Below are 18,664 nucleotides of genomic sequence, written 5' to 3'. Positions count from 1 at the left end.
GCGGCTAGCGGATGTGCTGCCACAGGTACGCGTAGCCCAGCGCATCCATGAAGGCCGACTCCTTGTTGTCCGTGGCCGCGCTGTGGCCGCCTTCCATGTTCTCGTAGAAGCGGCTGTCGTAGCCCAGTGCCGCCATCTTCGCGTGCATCTTGCGCGCATGCACCGGGCCCACGCGGTCGTCGCGGGTGGACGTGGTGAAGAGGGCGGGCGGGTAGGCCTGGCCCGGCTTCGCGTTCTCGTAGGGCGAGAAGGTCCTGATGAACTCCCACTCCTCGGGCTGCTCCGGGTCGCCGTACTCCGCGATCCACGAGGCGCCGGCCGACAGCTGTGTGTAGCGCCGCATGTCGAGCAGCGCCACTTCGCTCACGATGGCACCGTACAGCTGCGGGTACAGCGTGAGCATGTTGCCCATCAACAGGCCGCCGTTGCTGCCGCCCATGGCGCCCAGGTGCGCGGGCGAGGTGATGTTGCGCGCGATGAGGTCCTCGGACACAGCCGCGAAGTCCTCGCAGGTGCGCAGCCGGTTCTCCTGCAGCGCCGCCTGGTGCCAGCGCGGGCCGTACTCGCCACCGCCACGGATGTTGGCGACGACGTACACGCCACCCTGCTCGAGCCAGGCGCGGCCGATGCTGCCGCTGTAGCTGGGCTGCAGCGAGATCTCGAAGCCGCCGTAGGCGTACTGCAGCGTGGGGTTCCGGCCGTTGGCCTGCAGGTCCCGGGCGGCGATCTCGAAGTAGGGCACGCGCGTGCCGTCCTTCGAGGTCGCGAAGTGCTGGCTCACGCGGTAGCGCGAGGCATCGAAGAAGGCGGGGCTGTCCTTCAGCACCTGCGGCTCGCCCGGGCCGATGGTGCCGATGTAGAGCGTGGTCGGCTGCAGGAAGCCGCTCACGGTCAGGAAGTAGTCGTCGTTCTCGTCCTCGTCGATGCCGCCCGCCGCGATGGTCGAGAGCGCCGGTGCGCCGCCGAGGCTCTCGCGCTTCCACGGCCCCTTGCCGTCGGCCGGCGGCGTGAGCACCTCGAGCCGGTTCACCACGTCGTGCATCACGTTGACGATCAGGTGGTGGCGTGTCCAGGAGTGGCTGTCGAGCGCTGTGGTGTCGTCGGGCTCGAACAGCACGGTGAGCTCGCGCCGGCCCGCCATGTAGTCGTCGAACCTGGCGGCCAGCAGCGACCCCGACCGGTAGGTAGTGCCGCCCACGGTCCAGTCGGTGCGCGGCTCGACCAGCATCCACTCGCGCGTGATCTCGGCCAGCGCATCGTCGGGCACGTCGATCTTCGCGAGCGTGCCGTCGGCGGCGCGCAGCCAGGTCTCGCTGTCGTAGAAGTCCATCTGCCGCGAGACGTAGTCGCGCTCGAAGCCGGGCGTGTTGTCGCGCCAGGCGCCCACGGACATGTCGTCGTGCAGGCCTTCGTACACCGTGGCGGCGCTCTCCAGCGGCGTGCCGCGACGCCACTCCTTCACGATGCGCGGGTAGCTCGAGCTGGTCATCGAGCCGGGGCCGAAGTCGGTGGCCACGTAGAGGTGGTCGATGTCCTTCCAGCCCACGTGGTTCTTGGCTTCGGGCAGCGTGAAGCCGCCTTCGACGAAGGCCTTGGCCTCCAGGTCGAACTCGCGCACCACGTCGGCGTCGGCGCCGCCGCGCGACAGTGAGATCAGGCAGCGCCTGTAGTCGGGGTCGAGGCAGTCGGCGCCGTGCCAGACCCAGTTTTCCTGATCTTGTGCGGCCAGCGCATCGAGGTCGAGCACGGTCTCCCACGCGGGTTGCGGCTTGCGGTATTCGGCCAGCGTGGTGCGGCGCCACAGGCCCTTGGGGTGGGCCTTGTCGCGCCAGAAGTTGTAGAAGCGCGGGCCGATCTTGTGAACCATCGGAATGCGCTCTTCGGAGTCGAGCACCTCGAGGATGCCCTGCTGGAGCGCCTCGAACGCGGGCGACTTCGCATGGGCCTGCACGGTGAGCGCGTTCTGCTCGCGCGCCCAGGCAAGCTGCTTCTCGCCGTCGATGTCTTCGAGCCAGAGATGGTCGTCCTGCGGTTGCGACGGGGGCTGCGGGGTGAGGCTGGATGTCATGGCGCCAGTGTACGGAGCCCGTGCGACAGAGGACCTTTCACGCGGCACCGCGGGCCGTTGCCGCGGGCCTTGCGGGGCGCCTCACTTTTTCATTACTTGGGGCAAACCCCTGTCCCGCCGGTGCTTTCCCCCCGGTGGAAACACTGAAGAACGCGAGGCCCACGAACGCAATGCCCGCGCTATCCTGCCGGACGGCGCATGCCCCACCAAGGAGACAACACATGAAACACCTGAGCGGTCTTGATGCCACTTTCCTGCACCTGGAAACGCCGGAAATGCCGATGCACGTGGGCTCCCTGAACGTGCTCGACCTGCCCAAGGGCTACAAGGGCGACTTCTACGAAGACGCCAAGAACTTCATGGCCAGCCGCATCCACCTGGCCGACGTGTTCACGCGCAAGCTCGCGCTGATGCCCTTCGACATGACCAACCCGGTGTGGGTGGACGACGACGACATCGACCTCGACTACCACGTGCGCCACATCACGCTGCCCAGGCCCGGAACCAACCGGCAGTTGCAGCAGTACGTGGCGCGGCTGCATTCGTCGCTGATCGACCGCAGCCGGCCGATGTGGGAGTTCTACATCATCGACGGCCTCAAGAGCGGGCAGGTGGCGCTCTACACCAAGGTGCACCACGCGGGCATCGACGGGCAGGCCGGCGTGGAAGTGGGCAAGGCCATCTTCGACCTCGAGGCCACCGGCCGCGTGGTGAAGCCGCCGCGCTCGCGCCCGCGCAGCAGCGGCTACCAGCTGGGCATGGCCGAGCTCGCCACGGCGGCGCTGCGCAACACCGCGCAGCAGTACGTGAAGCTCTTCAAGATGGCGCCCGCCATCGCACGCGCCATCAGCGGCATCGCCAGCCCCGACGAGAAGGCGGCCGAGAAGGACACGGCCGCCGCCCCGAAGAAGTTCAACCTCTTCGCGCCGCGCACTTCGCTGAACGTGTCCATCACCAACCAGCGCACCTTCGCGGGCCGCACCATCTCGCTGGCCGAGACCAAGTACATCGCCAAGCACTTCGGCGTGACGCTGAACGACGTGGTCATGGCCACGGTGGCAGGCGCCCTGCGTCACTACCTGGCGGACAACAACGAGCTGCCGGCCAAGCCGCTGGTGGCCGGCGTGCCGGTGAGCCTGCGCGAGGCCGGCGACCAGACGGCCAACAACCAGGCCAGCATGATCCTGGTCAGCCTGGCCACCGACATCACCGACCCGGTGCAGCGGCTGAAGGCGATCAACGCGTCGTCGAACTCGTCGAAGTCGACCATGAAGCGCTTCAAGGCGGTGATCCTCGACGACTTCCCCACCTTCGCCGCGCCGTGGCTGGTGTCGGGCATCGCGTCGATGGTGGGACGCTCGGGCCTCGTCAATCTCCTGCCGCCGGCGGCCAACGTGGCCATCTCGAACGTGGCGGGCGCGCCTTTCCCGATGTACTTCGCGGGTGCACTGGTCACCTGCTACTACCCGGTGTCGATCGCCAGCCACGGCACCGCGCTCAATGTGACGGTGCAGAGCTACAACGGCCGCATGGACTACGGCCTGATCGCCTGCCGCCGTGCGGTGCCCGACATCACCGAGATCGGCGACTACATGCTGGCCGAACACAAGCTGCTGATGGACCTGACGCAGAAGCACCCGGCCGCCGCCGGTGCGGCGCCCGCGCCGGTGCCGCCGAAGACGGTGCACGAGCCTGCCGACGACGAGGCGCCCGCCGAGGCGGTGGCCGTGGCTGCGAAGAAGAAGCCCGCCGCACGCAAGGCAGCGCCGGAAAAAGCGCCGTCAAGGGCGCCGGCAAGGGCTCCAGCGAAGGCGCCGGTGAAGGCCGCAGCGAAGAAAGCCCCGGCCAAGGCCGCTGCCAGGAAGGCGCCCGCCAAGGCCGCGCCCGCCAAACGCGCCCGCGCGCCACGCGCCGCTGCCGCCTGATCGGTGCAGGTTGCCCGGGCTGAAGAAAATTGGGGCAGTTGGACTAGTTTTCCGGCTGTTCTAGTTTTCCAGGCCTAGGCCTTGGGGAAGAAGATAGGCTCATCGCGATCGGCAGACACCCGTTCTTTGTTTGTTTCCTTCGCGAGCCCATCAACTTCAAGGAAATCACCATGACCACGCAAACCACCATCGCTTCGGCAGCCATCCACGTCGTCGGCCAGTACAACGACGCCGGCAAGACCCTGGTCGGCGCCTACCGCACCGGCGTGCATCGCCTGCTCGGCGGCGCCGCTTCGCGCTACAGCGAATTCCTCGGCAGCCGCCAGATTCCGCTGGTGAGCGAACAGGTGAAGGCCAACCTGATCGGCGCGCAGGAAAAGATCAACGGCTTCCTGGCCAACCGCGTGGAGATCGACACCGGCCGCATCGTCTCGGTGATGGACCGTGTCGCCGCCGGCACCGCCAGCGGCATCGAGACCGTTGCCGGCCGAGTGGCCCGCGTCGAGTCGCCGGTTGCCACCAAGGTCATCAACGCCCTGGGCGCGCTGAACCAGCCGATCGCCACCGTGTCGGTGCAGATCGCCGACCAGATCGTCGCCGGCACGCGGAAGATCGAAGCCCGCGTCAGCGGCGCGGACGAAGCCAAGCCGGTTCGCACGGTGAAGGCCAAGGCCGCCGTGGCCAAGAAGCCGGTTCGCCGCGCTGCCGCCCGCAAGGCGGCCTGACCTCCCGGGCGCCTCGCGGCGCCCTTTTCATTCCTTCCGGCACCTGGAGCACTGCATGGCGACCCGTCCTGACGAAACTGCAAAGTCGAAGAAGAGGGCGGCGCCTGCAAGGCCTGCAGGCAAGGCACCTTCGGCGAAGAAGGCCGCGCCCCGCAAGGCGGCGCCCGCAGCGAAGGCGCCCACGGAGCCCGGCAAGGCCGAAGGCCTGCTGCGCGCCGGCCTGAAGGCGCTCGACACCGTGCGCAACGACGTCGCCAAGCGCCAGGCCAACGTGATCGAAGGCCTGCTCGGCATCGGGCAGGGCAAGGTGCCCGGCCTCGACGGCTTCGGCATCCGCAAGTTCGAGGACGTGTTCGACCAGCGCGTCGCCACCGCGCTGCAGCGCCTGGGCATTCCTGGCGCCGACGAGGTGCAGGCCCTGCGCGACGAGGTGGCCCGGCTGCGGGAGCGCGTGGCGCAACTCGAAGGCCCGGCCAGGGCGGCCCCGCGCGCGCGGGCCAGACGCTGACACCCCGAGCGACCCGGCAAGCCGTTCGTGGCCAGTTCCAGCTCCACCTCCACACGCGACCGCATCCTGCAGGCCAGCCTGGGGCTGTTCAATGCGCAGGGGCTGGCCGCCGTGTCGACGCACAAGATCGCGGCCGAACTCGGCATCAGCCCCGGCAACCTGCACTACCACTTCAAGGCCAAGCAGTTGATCGTCGAATGGCTGTTCCGGCGTTTCGAGCAGCGGCTCGAGGCGCTGAACGGCTCGTCCGCCTCCATTGCCGCCATCGACGACCTGTGGCTCGCGCTGCACCTGCGCTTCGAGGCCATCGACGCGTACCGCTTCATCTACCGAGACATGGCCTTTCTGGCCAGCGAGTACCCGGCGCTGGGCCAGCGCGCGCAGGCGCTGACCGCGCAGAACCTGCTTGCCGCGCAGGCGCTGTGCGAAGGCCTGGTGGCATCCGGCGTGATCGAGACCAGCGCCGAACAGGCGCGCATCCTGGCGCTGCAGATGGTCTTCACCACCACCTGCTGGCTGTCCTTCGAGCGGCTCGTGCCCGGCCGCGACGCGCTGGCGCAGGCCGACCCAGGCCTGGCGGCCTTCTACACGCTCACGCTGGTCTCGCCGTATGTTTCGAGCGAATCGAGGGCTTACCTCGATTACCTGAGGGCCAAATACCTCGGATAAATGACGTTGCTGTCCGACGGGGCATTGGCTTCCAGAGCCCCAGGTTCGCATTGAAGAAGATAAAAACCGACAAGGAGCCATCCACCATGACCACCGCCACCCACGCCAAGGAACCGATCGCGCCGCCGTCGCGCCTGCTGCTGCTGGCCGAAGCCCGCGCGCTCTGGGAAACCGGCGCCGGCATCGCCATGTGGCCGCTGCTGCAGCTCACGCCGCGCGGCGACGGCCATCCGGTGCTCGTGCTGCCCGGCCTCGTCGCGGGCGACGGTTCGACGCTGCTGCTGCGCCGCTACCTCTGCAGCCGCGGCTACGACGCCCACGGCTGGGGCCTGGGCCGCAACCTCGGTCCGCGCGAAGGCGTGGAGCACGGCATGGTCGAGCTGCTGAAGACGCTGTACGAGAAGAACGGCGAGAAGGTCAGCGTCATCGGCTGGAGCCTGGGCGGCGTCTATGCCCGCATGCTGGCGTCGTCGTATTCGCACATGATCCGCAACGTCGTCACGCTCGGCAGCCCGTTCTCGGGCAGCCCGCGCGCCACCAACGCATGGCGCGTCTACGAAGGCGTGAGCGGCCAGAGCTCGCACGACCCGCGCCGCATGAAGTTCGTGCAGCCCACCCCGCCCGTGCCGACCACCTCCATCTTCAGCCGCACCGACGGCGTTGTGGCCTGGCAATGCAGCATCGAGAAGACCGGCCCGCAGTCGGAAAACATCGAGGTGCTGGCCAGCCACCTGGGCCTGGGCGCGCACCCCGCCGTGCTCTACGCGGTGGCCGACCGCCTCGCGCAGCCCGAAGGCCAGTGGAAGCCCTTCAACCGCGGATTGCTGGGCCCGCTCGTGTACCCGGACCCCGATCGCGCGGACTGATCAAGCGCCCCGCGGGCTGCCGAACCCTTTCCAGGAATACCGTGGAACCGGCTTTGCCGGGCCACAGGTATTGCCCCCGGCGGGGGGAAGGAGGCCACACGAAGTGGGCAAGCCTGGGGGCGAGCCTAGTTTCCAGCCCAGACGTCCAGGACGTAGCGTTGGTCGGCGATCATCCTGTCCATCCACGCCGCACTGTCCTGCCCGTGCTCGCGCGCCAGGTCGCTCAGCGTGCGGCGCACGTCGGGTTCCATGCGCGAGCCGTCGCCGCACACGTACACCACCGCGCCGGCCTCCAGCAGCTTCCACACGTGGGCGGCCTGCTCGCGGATCAGGTCCTGCACATAGACCTTGCGCTCGCCCGCGCGCGAGAACGCGGTGTGCAGCTTCATCACGCCGCGGTGCGCCCAGGCGTTCAGTTCATCGGCGTAGATGAAGTCCTGCTCGGGATGGCGGCAGCCGAAGAACAGCAGGGCTTCTCCGACGGCGTTGCCCGCCTCGACCTGCGCCGCGCGCTCCTGCAGGAAGCCGCGGAACGGCGCCAGGCCCGTGCCGGGGCCGATCATGATGAGTGGCCGGCCCGCATCGTCCGGCAGCCGGAAGCCCTCGGCCGTGGTCTCGCGCACCACGCCATGCACCGTGTCGCCCGCCTCGGCGCGCGCCAGGAAGTTGGAGCACACGCCCTCGAAGGTGCCCAGGCCCGACTTCGCCGGCCCGTTCACCACGCCCACCGTCACGCTGCACCTGCCGGGCGTCATCGTCGGCGATGACGAGATCGAGTAGTAGCGTGGCGACAGCGGCGACAGCATCTCGAGGAACACCGCGAAGGGCACCTGGCAGGCCCGATGTTCCTCGAGCAGGTCGAGCAGCGACTTGCGCTTGTGCAGCACCTCGGCCTTGTAAGCGGCCTGCGAGGCTTCGTCGCTGCCCGACAGGGCGACGAGCTTCGGCTTGGTGAACGGGCACTCGGTGTAGGCCGCAAGCGTGGCGATCTGCTTGCGCGTGGCCACGTCCTGCAACTCGACGTAATCGCCCAGCAGCCGGTCGACCGCAATCACCTGCTCGACCGGCAGCGCGGCCTTGCGCCCCGCACCCGCATGCAGGCGCACATGCGCCGTGCGGTCGAAGCCGAAACGCGCCATCGCACGCTCGACCTGCCGTGGGCTGTTGCGCGGCACCACGCTCAGGTGGTCGCCGGCGCGGTAGTCGAGCCCTTCGGGCAGCATCAGCTCGACGTGGCGCGTGGAGCGTCCGGCTTCGCCATTGCCGCCGGACTGCAGCTCGCGGTTCTCGATCACCCGCAGCGCCACCGCGCCCAGCGCATCGACGATCGCATTCTTCTGCGGCGGCGGCAGCTCTTCCAGCGTGTAGAGCGGCTCGCTCTGCACCGGCGTGTCGGCGCCGGTCTTGATGTCGAAGGCCTTCACCAGCTCGGGCCAGAGCGCGTCGCTCCAGTCCTGGAAGGCGCCGTCCATGTCCTCGCGCGCATCGCCTTCGCCGCGCGGATGCACGCGCGTTGCGCCGAGCGCCTCGAGCCGCTCGTCGATGCGCCGCGGCACGGCCTGGTAGGTGGCGGCCCAGTCGGTGTTGCCGCAGCCGAACACGCTGAAGCGCACGCCGTTGAGCGAGTCGTCGGCCTTGTCGAGCCAGCGATGGAATTCGGCCGCGTTGTCGGGCGCCACACCGTTGTACGACGCGCACACGATCGCCACCGCGCCGTTGGCCGGCAGCCGCTCGGCGTAGTCGTCGAGCGAGGCCAGCCGGGTCGAGAAGCCGCGGGCCTCGCCGGCTTCGGCGAGCTGGCGCGCCAGGTCTTCGGCGGTGCCGAGGTTCGAGCCCTGCAGCACCAGCAGCGAGGTGCCGTGGCGCGCCGCCTGGGGCTTGCGTTGCGCGGCCTGGGCGGGTTGCACCGGCGCGGCTGCCACGTCGGTCATGTTGCCGCGCGGGCGCGTGGCCGGGTCGCGCAGCAGCGCCTTGATGCGCAGTCCCTCGGGCTTGATCGTCAGCGCTTCCTTGATCTTGAGCTTGTAGCCGGTGTGGTCCACCAGGTTGAAGCGCTGCAGGATCATGCCCAGCGTGAGCACCGCCTCCTGCAGCGCGAACTGCCGGCCGATGCAGGCGCGCTGCCCGTTGCCGAAAGGCTTGAAGGCGTTGACCGGCCGTTCGCGCTCGGCCTCGCGCGTGAAGTTGTCGGGGTCGAACTGGTCGGCGTTCTCGCCCCAGATGCCCTTGTCGCGATGCAGCGCCAGCGCATGCATGATGACCATGTTGTTCTTCTTGATCGTGTACTGGCCGCCGATCTTGGTGTCTTCCTTCGCGCGCATCGATATCGCCGGCGCGGTCGGGAACATGCGCAGCGATTCCTTGAGCACCTGCATCACGTACTGCAGGCGGTTGACCTGGGCATAGGTCGGCTTCTGCGAGGTGTCGGGGCCGAACACGTTGTCGACCTCGGCCTGTGCCTTCGCCATCGCTTCGGGGTTCTTCAGCAGGAAGTAGATGGCGAACGACAGCAGCCCGCTGGTGGTCTCGTGGCCCGCGATGAGGAATTCGATGCACTCGTCGCGGATCATCTTGTCGGTGAGCTTCTCGCCGCTCTTCTTGTCCACGCCCGCGATCATGTAGCTCAGCAGGTCGGGCTTGGTGGCGATGTCGGCGCCGCTCGCGCGGCGCTCCTCGATGATGTCCTCCACCATCTTGTGCATGTAGCGGATGTCCTTGCGCTGCTGCGCAAGTTCCTTCTTGAGCATCAGCTCCTCGAGCGGCAGGCCGCGCCGGTTCTGCACCGTCTCGAGCGTGCGCACCATCGCGTCGACGAAGGGATGGAAGCCCTCGCGGTAGAACGAATTGAAGCGGTAGCCGAAGCCGCACAGGCCGATGGTGTCGAGCGTGAGCGCGGTCATGTCGCGCACCACGTCCACCTCCTCGTCGAAGTTCAGCCGCTCCCACTTGGTCACGAGCTGCCCCGCGATGTCGAGCATCATGGGGTGGTAGGCCTGCATCGCGCGCTGGCTGAAGTTGGCCAGCAGGATGTTGTGCGGCTTCGACCAGGTCTCCTCGTGCGTGTCCGAGGTGAACAGGCCGTGCGACGCGGCACGCAGCCGGCGCAGCGCGCCGCGCGTGCTCTTGTCGAAGCGCGGCTCCTCGCAGAGCTCGTCCACCAGCGCGGGCGAGGACACCACGATCACCGGCATGCCCGGCATGTCGAGCCAGTAGATGCCGCCGAGTTCCTGCGCGATCTTCCACATGTCGAGCACGGGAGAGTCGGACCCGATCGACAGCAGGTTGCCCACGAAGGGCTTCTTTGCCGGATGCGGGATCGGGTAGAGCGAGTTTTTGCCTGCCATGGTTGTCGTGCCTTTGGGTGGGACCCGCTTCGGATGTAACAACCGGAGTATCCCGACGGCACGGGCGGCAGGCAGGACGGGGTTTCCCTTACAAGACTTCAGTCCTCGTCGGCATGCGCGAAACAGGGCGTCAGGGCCGGACCATCTTGCAATCGGTGCCCTGCGCCAGCTCGTTGCCGGTGTACACCGCATCGGTGCGGAAGCCGTAGTTCGTGCCTTCCCAGCCCACCTTCACCGTCTTGCCGTCCACCGGCGCGATGGTGTTCACCACCTGCGGCAGCAGCAGCTGGTGGTCCTCGCCGCGCATGCGCACCGGGCCCACCACGGAGTCGAAGGTGAGGTCTTCGAGCGCGCGTGCGACCTTGACGGTGTCGGCGCTGCCGGCCTTGTCGATGGCCGCGGCCAGCAGGCGCGGCGTCATGTCGATGCGCGGCGCGAGGAAGTCCTTGCCGGTCTTCGCCTTGTAGGCCTTCGCCAGCGCGTCCGCCTTCGGCGTGCCGGCCTCGCCCGGATGCCACTCGGCCACCCAGGTCAGCTGGCCCAGCTTCGCCTGCGACACGGCGGTGACGGTGCCCGGCACCGAGCCCGCGCTGTGGTTGAAGTAGCGCAGGTCGTAGCCCGCGTCGCCGGCGGCCTTCAGCAGCAGCGTCATGTCCTGGCCCCAGTTGCCGGTGATGACCGAATCGGCGCCGCTCTGCCTGACGTTGGCGATGTAGGGCGCGAAGTCTTTCACGCGGCCGATGGGATGCAGCGTCTCGCCGACGAACTGGATGTCCGGCCGCGCCAGTCCTACCAGCTGCCGGCCGTAGCTGGCCCATTGCTTGCCGTGCGCGTAGTCCTGGTTCAGCAGGTACACCTTCTTCACCTCGGGCGTCTTCTTGATGTAGTTGGCCAGCGCCTTCATCTTCATCGCGGTGTTGGCCTCGGTCTGGAAGTGCCAGAAGCTGCAGGCCTTGCCCGTCATCTCGGGGTCGATGGAGGAATGGTTCAGCACCAGCAGCTCCTTGCCCGGGTTGCGCTGGTTCCAGCGCGCCACCGACTGCACCAGCGCCGTCACCACCGACGAGCCCGAGCCGCCGGTCACGATGGCCTTCGCGCCCTGGTCGATCGCCGCCTGCAGCGCACTCTGGCTTTCCTGCGCCGAAAGCTTGCTGTCGAACTGCAGCAGTTGCAGCTTCGTGCCGCCCAGCACGCCGCCCCGGGCGTTGATGTCCTCGATGGCGTACTGCGTGTGCATCAGCATCAGCTCGCCGACGTTGGCGAAGGGCCCCGAGAGCGGATCGATGTAGGCGATCTTGTAGGTCTGCTGCGCATGCGCGGCACCTGCGATGCAGAACATTGACGCAAGGGCGATCCGCGCCAGTGGCGCCTTCTCGAGCTTCATGGTGAGTCTCCGGAGGTTGGTGTTCAGTCTCTGGCGCGCAGCCCGATCACGCGGCTGGCGAGCTTCGTGAGCTCGGCCACCACGTCGTCGGGCGACAGGCGCCCGCCCGGGCGGTACCAGCTGTAGAGAAAGCCGGGGAGGCTGCAGGCGGCGAGGGCGGTGATCTTGGTTTCCGCGAAGTCGAGGTCGCCGTCGCGGCGCGCCTCCTCGAGCAGCGGACACAGCAGGTCGTAGAAGTGGTGCGCGAGCTTCTTCTGCGCGGCGATGTATTCGGGCCGGTACACCTGCGGCTCGCGGTACGCGAAGAAGGCCACCGGGTGGTGCGTGATGGTCGCGCGGATGAGCCGCTCGATGCCCTCGAGCACCTTCTCGCTGGCGCGGCGCGGGTCGGTGGCCGCAAAGTCGAGCGCGGTGAAGCAGTCGACCGCGGGGCGCCACGACAACGTCTCGAAGATCTCCTGCTTGTCGCGGAAGTAGTAGTACACGAAGGGCTTGGTGACGCCCAGCGCGCGCACGATCTGCGCCATGGTGGTGTTGGCGTAGCCCTGCGCCGCGAAGAGCTGCGCGGCCGCCTGCAGGATGCGCTCGCGCTGGAGGTCGGTTCCCTGCGTGGCCGCGCGCTGCCGCCCGGTGCCCTGGGGAAGGTGCGGCCGTGCCGTCGTCTCGCTCTGGTCTCCAGAGGGTTTTTGCCGTGTCGCGGAAGTTATACCCATGGGTAGGATTGTTCGTGCACCATGCGGCATTGGCAAGCGCCCGCCCTGCGTGGGCGGCTATCGATAACCCTGAGGAAGTGACGCCATGGAGACAAGCCACACCGCAGCGCAGAACCTGCGCGAGCTGCCCGACCGCATCGAGCAGCCCCTGCACGAGTACCTGCGCACGCATGCCCGCGAGCGCGGCGCGAGCCCCGCCTGCATCTGGTACGGCCACGCGATGAGCTGGGCCGAGCTCGACAGCGCGAGCGACGCCTTCGGGGCGCGGCTGCAGGCGCTCGGCGTGCAGAAGGGCGAGCCCGTGGTGCTCTTCATGAACAACTGCCCGCAGTACCTCGTGGCGCATTTCGGCATCCAGAAGATCGGCGCCATCGTCTGCCCGAGCGGACCGCTCAACAAGGAGCACGAGCTGGCCTACCAGGTCAACGACCTGAAGGCGCGCGCGATCGTCGCGGCCGCGTCGCTGCTGCCGGTGGTGAACAAGGTGCAGCCCGGCAGTTCGCTCGAGCACGTGTTCGTGGTGCACTACGCCGACCTGCTGCCGGCCCCCACGTCGATCGACCTGCCGGCCGAACTCGCCGCGGAGCGCAACGCGGTGCGCAGCGTGCCCGAAGGCTGCGAGGACTTCCTCGCCGTGATGAAGGCCGGCGCCAGGCCGCAGCCCGTGGCCATCGACATGGACGACGTCGCGCTCATGACCTACACATCGGGCACCACGGGTCTGCCCAAGGGCGCGATGCTGAGCTACGGCAACGCGCTCTACAAGACGCGCGCCGCGGCCGACTGCAATGGCGTGGGGCCGGACGACGTGCTGCTGTCCATCGCGCCGCTGTACCACATCGCGGGCATGCTGATGGGCGTCAACGTGCCGGTGCTCAGCGGCGCCGTTTCGGTGCTGCTGCACCGCTTCGATCCGCGTGCCGTGCTGCAGGCCATCGCGGCCTGCCGGGTGAGCTGGTGGTACAGCATCGCGCCGATGAACGTGGCCTGCATGCAGGTGGACGACATCGCGGACTTCGACCTGTCGAGCCTGCGGATGAACCCGGTGACCAGCTTCGGCATTGCCTTCACCGAGCCGCTGGCGCGGCAGTGGCGCTCGCACGCGACCGGCTGCACCTCGTTCGAGGCCGCCTACGGCCTGAGCGAGACGCACACCTGCGACACCTACACGCCGCACCACGCGCCGCGCTGGGGCACGCAGGGCATCGCGGTGCCGGGCGTGACGATCCGCATCATCGACACCGACACCCAGGCCGACATGCCCGTGGGCGAGGTCGGCGAGATCGTGCTGACCAGCAAGGGCTCGTTCAAGGGCTACTGGAACAAGCCCGAGGCCACGGCTGCCACGCTGCGCAACGGCTGGGTGCATACCGGCGACATGGGCAAGCTCGACGCCGACGGCTACCTCACCTTCATCGGCCGCTTCAAGGAGATGATCAAGGTCTCGGGCTACAGCGTGTTCCCGGAAGAGGTCGAGACCATCCTCATCAAGCACCCGGCAGTGGCGCAGGCCGCGGCCATCGCGCAGCCCGACCCCGAGAAGGGCGAGGTGGTGAAGGCCTTCATCGTGCGCAAGCCCGGCGCCGCGCTCGAGGCCGATGCGCTCATCGCCTGGGCGCGCGACAACATGGCGAGCTACAAGGCGCCGCGCGCCGTGAGCTTCATCGACGCACTGCCCACCACCGGCGCCGGCAAGGTGCTGCGCCGCCTCCTCAAGGACAAGGCCTGAAAGGTTCTCCCACGTGTTTTCCAAAGTTCTGATTGCCAACCGCGGCGAGATCGCGGTGCGCCTGGTGCGCGCGCTGCGCGACCTCGGCATTGCCAGCGTGGCCGTGCATGCGCGCGACGACGCGGCGGCGCTGCATGTGCAGCTGGCCGATGCCGCCGTCGCGCTCGATGCGACCGGGCCGTCCGCCTACCTCGATGTCGCCGAGCTCATCGCGGTGGCCAGGTCGCAGGGGTGCGATGCGGTGCATCCCGGCTACGGCTTCCTCAGCGAGCGCGCCGATTTCGCGCAGGCCTGCGCGGATGCGGGCCTCGTCTTCATCGGGCCCACGCCCGAGCAGCTCGGCCTGTTCGGCGACAAGGCGCGCGCCCGCGCGCTGGCCACGCAATGCGACGTGCCGGTGATGCCGGGCAGCGCGGGCGCGGTGACGCTCGCCCAGGCCCAGGCCTTCTTCGACGAGCAGCATGCGCAAGGTGCGGGCGTGATGGTCAAGGCGATCGGCGGCGGCGGCGGGCGCGGCATGCGCGCAGTGCTGAACGCCGGCGAGCTGCCCGAGGCGCACGCGCGCTGCATGTCGGAGGCCAGGGCGGCCTTCGGCATCGACGGCGTGTACGTGGAGCGGCTGATGCGCAATGCGCGGCATATCGAGGTGCAGGTGCTCGGCGACGGCCGCGCCGTGGCCAGCCTGGGCGAACGTGAGTGCACGCTGCAGCGGCGCTTCCAGAAACTGGTGGAAATCGCGCCGAGTCCGTCGCTGCCCGACGGGCTGCGCGCGCTGCTCACGCAGGCCGCGCTGCGCATGGCGAAGGCCGTGGGCTACCGCGGCCTCGGCACCTTCGAGTTCCTGGTCGATGCCGCGTCGGCGACCCTGCCCTTCGTGTTCATCGAGGCCAATCCGCGCCTGCAGGTCGAGCACACGGTGACCGAGGCGGTGACGGGGCTGGACCTGGTGCAGCTGCAGATTGCTGTGGCCGCCGGCCAGCAGCTGGCCGAGCTCGGCGTGGAGGCCGATCGCACGGCGCCGCAGCGCGGCTTTGCGCTGCAGTGGCGCATCAACGCCGAGACGCTCGACGCGCAGGGCCATGCGCGGCCCTCGGGCGGGACGCTGGCGCGCTTCGACCTGCCGGCCGGTCCCGGCGTGCGTGTCGACACGCACGGCTATGCGGGCCTCGCGCCTTCGCCGCACTACGACACGCTGCTGGCGAAGCTCATCGTGCATTCACCGTCGTCGCGTTTTGCGGACGCGTTGCGCCGTTCGCTGCGCGCGCTGGACGAATGCCACATCGACGGCATCGCCACCAACCTGCCGCTGCTGCGCGCCATCGCGGCGCGGCCCGAATTCGCGACGCAGGCGGTGCACACGCGCTTCGTGGAAGCGCACCTGGGCGACCTGCTCGCGGCCGCGTCGGCGCTGCCGGGCCATGCAAGAAAGGCCGCACCCGCACCGGATGCGCAGCAGCCCGCTGCCGACGACGGATCGGACGAGCTCACCGTCAAGGCACCGATGCCCGCGCGGCTCGTGCAGTTCGAGGTCGAGGTGGGCGACGTGCTGCCGGTCGGCGCGCAGCTCGGTGTGCTCGAGGCCATGAAGATGGAGCACCTGCTGCATGCACCCGTGGCAGGCCGCGTGGTGGCGCTGCTCGCGGCGCCGGGCGACTACCTCGTCGAAGGGCAGTCGCTGCTGCAGCTCGAGGCGGTCGATGCGCAGGCCGTCGAGGCCGAGGCGCGCGCCGAGCAGGACCTGGACGCGATCCGCCCCGACCTGCGCAAGGTCATCGAGCGCCATGCCTACACGCTGGACGCCAACCGGAAGGCCGCCGTCGACAAGCGCCACGCGCAGCGCGGACGTACCGCGCGCGAGAACATCGCCGACCTGTGCGACACGGCGGCCGACCCCGGCAACTTCATCGAATACGGCGCGCTCGCCATCGCCGCGCAGACGCGCCGCCGCACGCTCGAGGACCTGATCGCCAACACGCCCGCCGACGGCATGGTCACCGGCCTGGGCAGCATCAACGCGAAGCAGTTCGGCCCCGAAGTGTCGCGCTGCGCCGTGCTGGCCTACGACTACACCGTGCTGGCCGGCACGCAGGGCATGCGCAACCACCACAAGACCGACCGCCTGCTGGCGGTGGCGCACCAGCTCGGGCTGCCGGTGGTGCTGTTCGCCGAAGGCGGCGGCGGCCGGCCGGGCGACACCGACATGCCGATCGTGGCGGGGCTGAACAACCACACCTTCAGCCAGTTCGCGGCGCTCTCGGGCAAGGTGCCGGTGGTGGGCATCGTGCACGGCCGATGCTTCGCGGGCAACGCGGCGCTGCTGGGTTGCGCCGACGTGATCATCGCGACGAAGGGCAGCAACATCGGCATGAGCGGGCCGGCCATGATCGAAGGCGGCGGCCTCGGCACCTTCGCGCCCGAGCAGATCGGCCCGAGCAGCGTGCAGTCGCGCAACGGCGTGATCGACATCCTGGTGGATGACGAAGCGGCCGCGGTGGCTGCGGCGAAGCAGTACCTCTCGTACTTCCAGGGCGCGACCGCCGACTGGGAATGTGCCGACCCGCGCACGCTGCGGCATGTGGTGCCCGAGAACCGCCTGCGCGTGTACGACGTGCGCGCCGCCATGCGCGGCGTGGCCGACACCGGCTCGCTGCTCGAGCTGCGCGCGGGTTTCGGCGCGGGCATCGTCACCGCGCTTGCGCGCATCGAGGGCAAGCCCGTCGGGCTGATGGCGAACAACCCGCATCACCTCGGTGGCGCCATCGATGTCGAAGCGGCCGACAAGTCCGCGCGCTTCATGCAGCTGTGCAATGCGCACGGCCTGCCGATCGTTTCGCTGTGCGACACGCCGGGCTTCATGGTCGGCCCCGACATCGAGGCGCAGGCGCAGGTGCGCCACGTGTGCCGGATGTTCATGGTGGCCTCGCACCTGCGCGTGCCGTTCTTCGCCGTGGTGCTGCGCAAGGGCTACGGGCTGGGTGCGCAGGCAATGACGGCAGGCGGCTTCGATGCGCCCGTGTTCACGGTGGCATGGCCCACCGGAGAGTTCGGCGCCATGGGCCTGGAAGGTGCCGTCCGGTTGGGATTCCGCAAGGAACTGGAAGCGGCCGAGGAGGGCGCCGAACGCGACGCGCTGTTCAAAAAGCTCGTGGCCCAGCAGTACGCCAACGGCGAGGCGATCCACATGGCGCAGACGCTGGAGATCGATGCGGTGATCGACCCTGCCGAAACGCGCACCTGGCTGGTGCGTGGATTGGCCTCGGCCGGCAAGGCGAAGGAGCCTGCCACCGCGTATGTAGACACTTGGTAACCGATCTCCTAGACCTCGTCACACGCAAGGACTCCATGCCTCCGTACACTGGCTGGCTTTGCGCGGATGAAACTGGTTTCCATTTGGGCGGCACGCTTGCGCGATGTGACGATGGCGCATTGGGTGACTGCCTGTTGCCTGGCATTGCTTGCCCTGGGTGTGCATGCCGTTACACGAGATGGCGACCTTCCCCGTCAACCCGCCGAGGCGCATTGGGTTGCGAGCTGGGCCGTGGCGCCGCTCGACTTCCGCGAGATGGCTGCGGGTCCCGGTGGCCCCACCTTTTCGTCGCCGGCGGGCAATGACCTGCGCGGCCAGACGCTGCGCCAGCAGATCGAACTCTCGCTGGACGGCGAGCGCATCCGCATCCGCTTTTCGAACCGCTTCGGCAAGACGCCGTTGCGCATCGCGGCCGCGACTGCCGCGCGTGGCACGGGTGGCGATGCGTTCTCGCCCGCCACGTTGCGTGTCCTGCATTTCGGAGGCCGCACCAGCCTGACCATCGCGCCAGGCGCCGATGCGTGGAGCGACGGCGTGGAGCTTCCCGTGCAGGCGGGACAGACGGTGGTGGTGAGCGCGTTCTTCGATCGCGCCACGCCGTTCTCGACCGTGTCCATGCCGGAGCCGGGCACCGCCTGGGTGGCCGCCGGCAATGCGGTGGGCGCGCCCAAGCTGAAGAACCCCACGCCGCTGGTGCTCAACCAGATCGTGACCGGGCTCGACGTGCTGACCACGAAGCCGGTGCGCACCGTGGTGGCCTTCGGCGACTCCATCACCGCGGGCACGTCGGAGGGCTCCTTCGGCGCGTACCCCGACATGCTGGCCACGCGCCTTCGCGACACGCGGCCGGCCGGGCAGGACGTGGCGGTGCTCAATGCCGGCATCGGCGGCAATCGCCTGCTGAGCGATGGCGTCGGGCCCAGCGGCCTTTCGCGTTTCGAGCTCGATGCCTTGCGGCAGAGCGGCGTGACCCACGCGATCGTGCTGCTCGGCACCAACGACATCGGCCGCACCGTGTTCGCGCGCGTGCCGGGCGCCGAACTGGCGAGCCGCGACTGGCCCACGGCCGAGCGCATCACCGAAGGGCTGCAGCAGCTCGTCAAGCAGGCCCGCGCCAAGGGCGTGAAGCTGCTGCTGGGCACCGTGCCGCCGTTCAAGAACACGCCTTACTGGAATGGTGCGAACGAGGCGCTGCGCGAGGCCGTCAACCGCTGGATCCGAAGCCGCCAGGACATCGACGGCGTGATCGATTTCGACGCCGCACTGCGCGACCCTGCCGACCCGCAGGCGCTGAATCCGTTGTTCGATTCGGGCGATCACCTGCACCCGAACAAGGCCGGCCATGCGGCCATGGCCGCGGCCATCGACCTTCGCGAACTGGAAGAGTGAGCGCTCGCAAAAGCCGCAAACCGGGGCTGGCGGGCCC

12 protein-coding genes are annotated in these 18,664 nt (G+C 68.8%); 8 read left to right on the top strand and 4 right to left on the bottom strand.

Translation table 11 applies throughout. The features are described from left to right. Window positions 1–4: 4 nt before the first annotated feature. Window positions 5–2,068 carry a prolyl oligopeptidase family serine peptidase gene (locus tag AACL56_RS26010; RefSeq protein ID WP_339092677.1) on the bottom strand — a complete coding sequence of 688 codons (2,064 nt, stop codon included), beginning with the start codon at window positions 2,066–2,068 and terminating at the stop codon, window positions 5–7. A gap of 221 nt (window positions 2,069–2,289) precedes the next feature. Between AACL56_RS26010 and AACL56_RS26005 the strand changes: the two genes are divergently transcribed. The 5 genes from AACL56_RS26005 (at window position 2,290) to AACL56_RS25985 (ending at window position 6,761) form a co-directional block, all read left to right on the top strand. Further along, a complete protein-coding gene (locus AACL56_RS26005; protein WP_339092676.1) occupies window positions 2,290–3,993 on the top strand; it encodes a WS/DGAT/MGAT family O-acyltransferase in 1,704 nt (567 codons plus the stop codon). Between the two features lie 170 nt (window positions 3,994–4,163). Beyond that, on the top strand, window positions 4,164–4,718 hold the full coding sequence (locus AACL56_RS26000) for a hypothetical protein (protein ID WP_339092675.1): 555 nt from the start codon (window positions 4,164–4,166) through the stop codon (window positions 4,716–4,718). 55 nt (window positions 4,719–4,773) lie between these two features. Beyond that, on the top strand, window positions 4,774–5,226 hold the full coding sequence (locus tag AACL56_RS25995; protein ID WP_339092674.1) for a phasin family protein: 453 nt from the start codon (window positions 4,774–4,776) through the stop codon (window positions 5,224–5,226). Window positions 5,227–5,253: 27 nt separating this feature from the next. After that, window positions 5,254–5,895: a TetR/AcrR family transcriptional regulator gene (locus AACL56_RS25990; protein ID WP_339092673.1), complete on the top strand. Its 642-nt coding sequence runs from the start codon at window positions 5,254–5,256 to the stop codon at window positions 5,893–5,895. An 86-nt stretch (window positions 5,896–5,981) separates the two neighbouring features. Then, window positions 5,982–6,761, top strand: a complete 780-nt coding sequence (locus tag AACL56_RS25985) for an esterase/lipase family protein (RefSeq protein ID WP_339092672.1) — start codon at window positions 5,982–5,984, stop codon at window positions 6,759–6,761. Between the two features lie 125 nt (window positions 6,762–6,886). On the opposite strand, the gene AACL56_RS25980 is transcribed toward AACL56_RS25985, so the two are convergent. From AACL56_RS25980 to AACL56_RS25970, 3 genes are all read right to left on the bottom strand, one after another. Continuing rightward, on the bottom strand, window positions 6,887–10,105 hold the full coding sequence (locus AACL56_RS25980) for a bifunctional cytochrome P450/NADPH--P450 reductase (protein WP_339092671.1): 3,219 nt from the start codon (window positions 10,103–10,105) through the stop codon (window positions 6,887–6,889). 130 nt (window positions 10,106–10,235) lie between these two features. Next, window positions 10,236–11,489 (bottom strand): branched-chain amino acid ABC transporter substrate-binding protein, encoded by a 1,254-nt coding sequence (locus AACL56_RS25975; protein ID WP_339092670.1) that lies wholly within the window; start codon window positions 11,487–11,489, stop codon window positions 10,236–10,238. 23 nt (window positions 11,490–11,512) lie between these two features. Next, window positions 11,513–12,202 (bottom strand): TetR/AcrR family transcriptional regulator, encoded by a 690-nt coding sequence (locus tag AACL56_RS25970; protein ID WP_339092669.1) that lies wholly within the window; start codon window positions 12,200–12,202, stop codon window positions 11,513–11,515. Between the two features lie 85 nt (window positions 12,203–12,287). Between AACL56_RS25970 and AACL56_RS25965 the strand changes: the two genes are divergently transcribed. The 3 genes from AACL56_RS25965 (at window position 12,288) to AACL56_RS25955 (ending at window position 18,627) form a co-directional block, all read left to right on the top strand. Beyond that, window positions 12,288–13,931 (top strand): AMP-binding protein, encoded by a 1,644-nt coding sequence (locus AACL56_RS25965; protein ID WP_339092668.1) that lies wholly within the window; start codon window positions 12,288–12,290, stop codon window positions 13,929–13,931. 13 nt (window positions 13,932–13,944) lie between these two features. Continuing rightward, complete coding sequence (locus AACL56_RS25960; protein ID WP_339092667.1) at window positions 13,945–17,238, top strand: carboxyl transferase domain-containing protein; 3,294 nt, start codon at window positions 13,945–13,947, stop codon at window positions 17,236–17,238. 123 nt (window positions 17,239–17,361) lie between these two features. Then, window positions 17,362–18,627, top strand: a complete 1,266-nt coding sequence (locus AACL56_RS25955) for an SGNH/GDSL hydrolase family protein (protein WP_339092666.1) — start codon at window positions 17,362–17,364, stop codon at window positions 18,625–18,627. Window positions 18,628–18,664: the final 37 nt, after the last annotated feature.

The organism is Variovorax paradoxus (assembly GCF_902712855.1).
GTDB lineage: Bacteria > Pseudomonadota > Gammaproteobacteria > Burkholderiales > Burkholderiaceae_C > Variovorax > Variovorax paradoxus_Q.
The sequence above is the reverse complement of the archived record's forward strand: the minus strand, read 5'-3'. Positions and strand labels throughout refer to the sequence as shown.

Excerpts from the sequence above, each read along its gene's own strand:
- AACL56_RS26010 (WP_339092677.1), bottom strand. The coding sequence starts at position 2,068 with ATGACATCCAGCCTCACCCCGCAGCCCCCGTCGCAACCGCAGGACGAC.
- AACL56_RS26005 (WP_339092676.1), top strand. The coding sequence starts at position 2,290 with ATGAAACACCTGAGCGGTCTTGATGCCACTTTCCTGCACCTGGAAACG.
- AACL56_RS26000 (WP_339092675.1), top strand. The coding sequence starts at position 4,164 with ATGACCACGCAAACCACCATCGCTTCGGCAGCCATCCACGTCGTCGGC.
- AACL56_RS25995 (WP_339092674.1), top strand. The coding sequence starts at position 4,774 with ATGGCGACCCGTCCTGACGAAACTGCAAAGTCGAAGAAGAGGGCGGCG.
- AACL56_RS25985 (WP_339092672.1), top strand. The coding sequence starts at position 5,982 with ATGACCACCGCCACCCACGCCAAGGAACCGATCGCGCCGCCGTCGCGC.
- AACL56_RS25980 (WP_339092671.1), bottom strand. The coding sequence starts at position 10,105 with ATGGCAGGCAAAAACTCGCTCTACCCGATCCCGCATCCGGCAAAGAAG.
- AACL56_RS25975 (WP_339092670.1), bottom strand. The coding sequence starts at position 11,489 with ATGAAGCTCGAGAAGGCGCCACTGGCGCGGATCGCCCTTGCGTCAATG.
- AACL56_RS25970 (WP_339092669.1), bottom strand. The coding sequence starts at position 12,202 with ATGGGTATAACTTCCGCGACACGGCAAAAACCCTCTGGAGACCAGAGC.
- AACL56_RS25965 (WP_339092668.1), top strand. The coding sequence starts at position 12,288 with ATGGAGACAAGCCACACCGCAGCGCAGAACCTGCGCGAGCTGCCCGAC.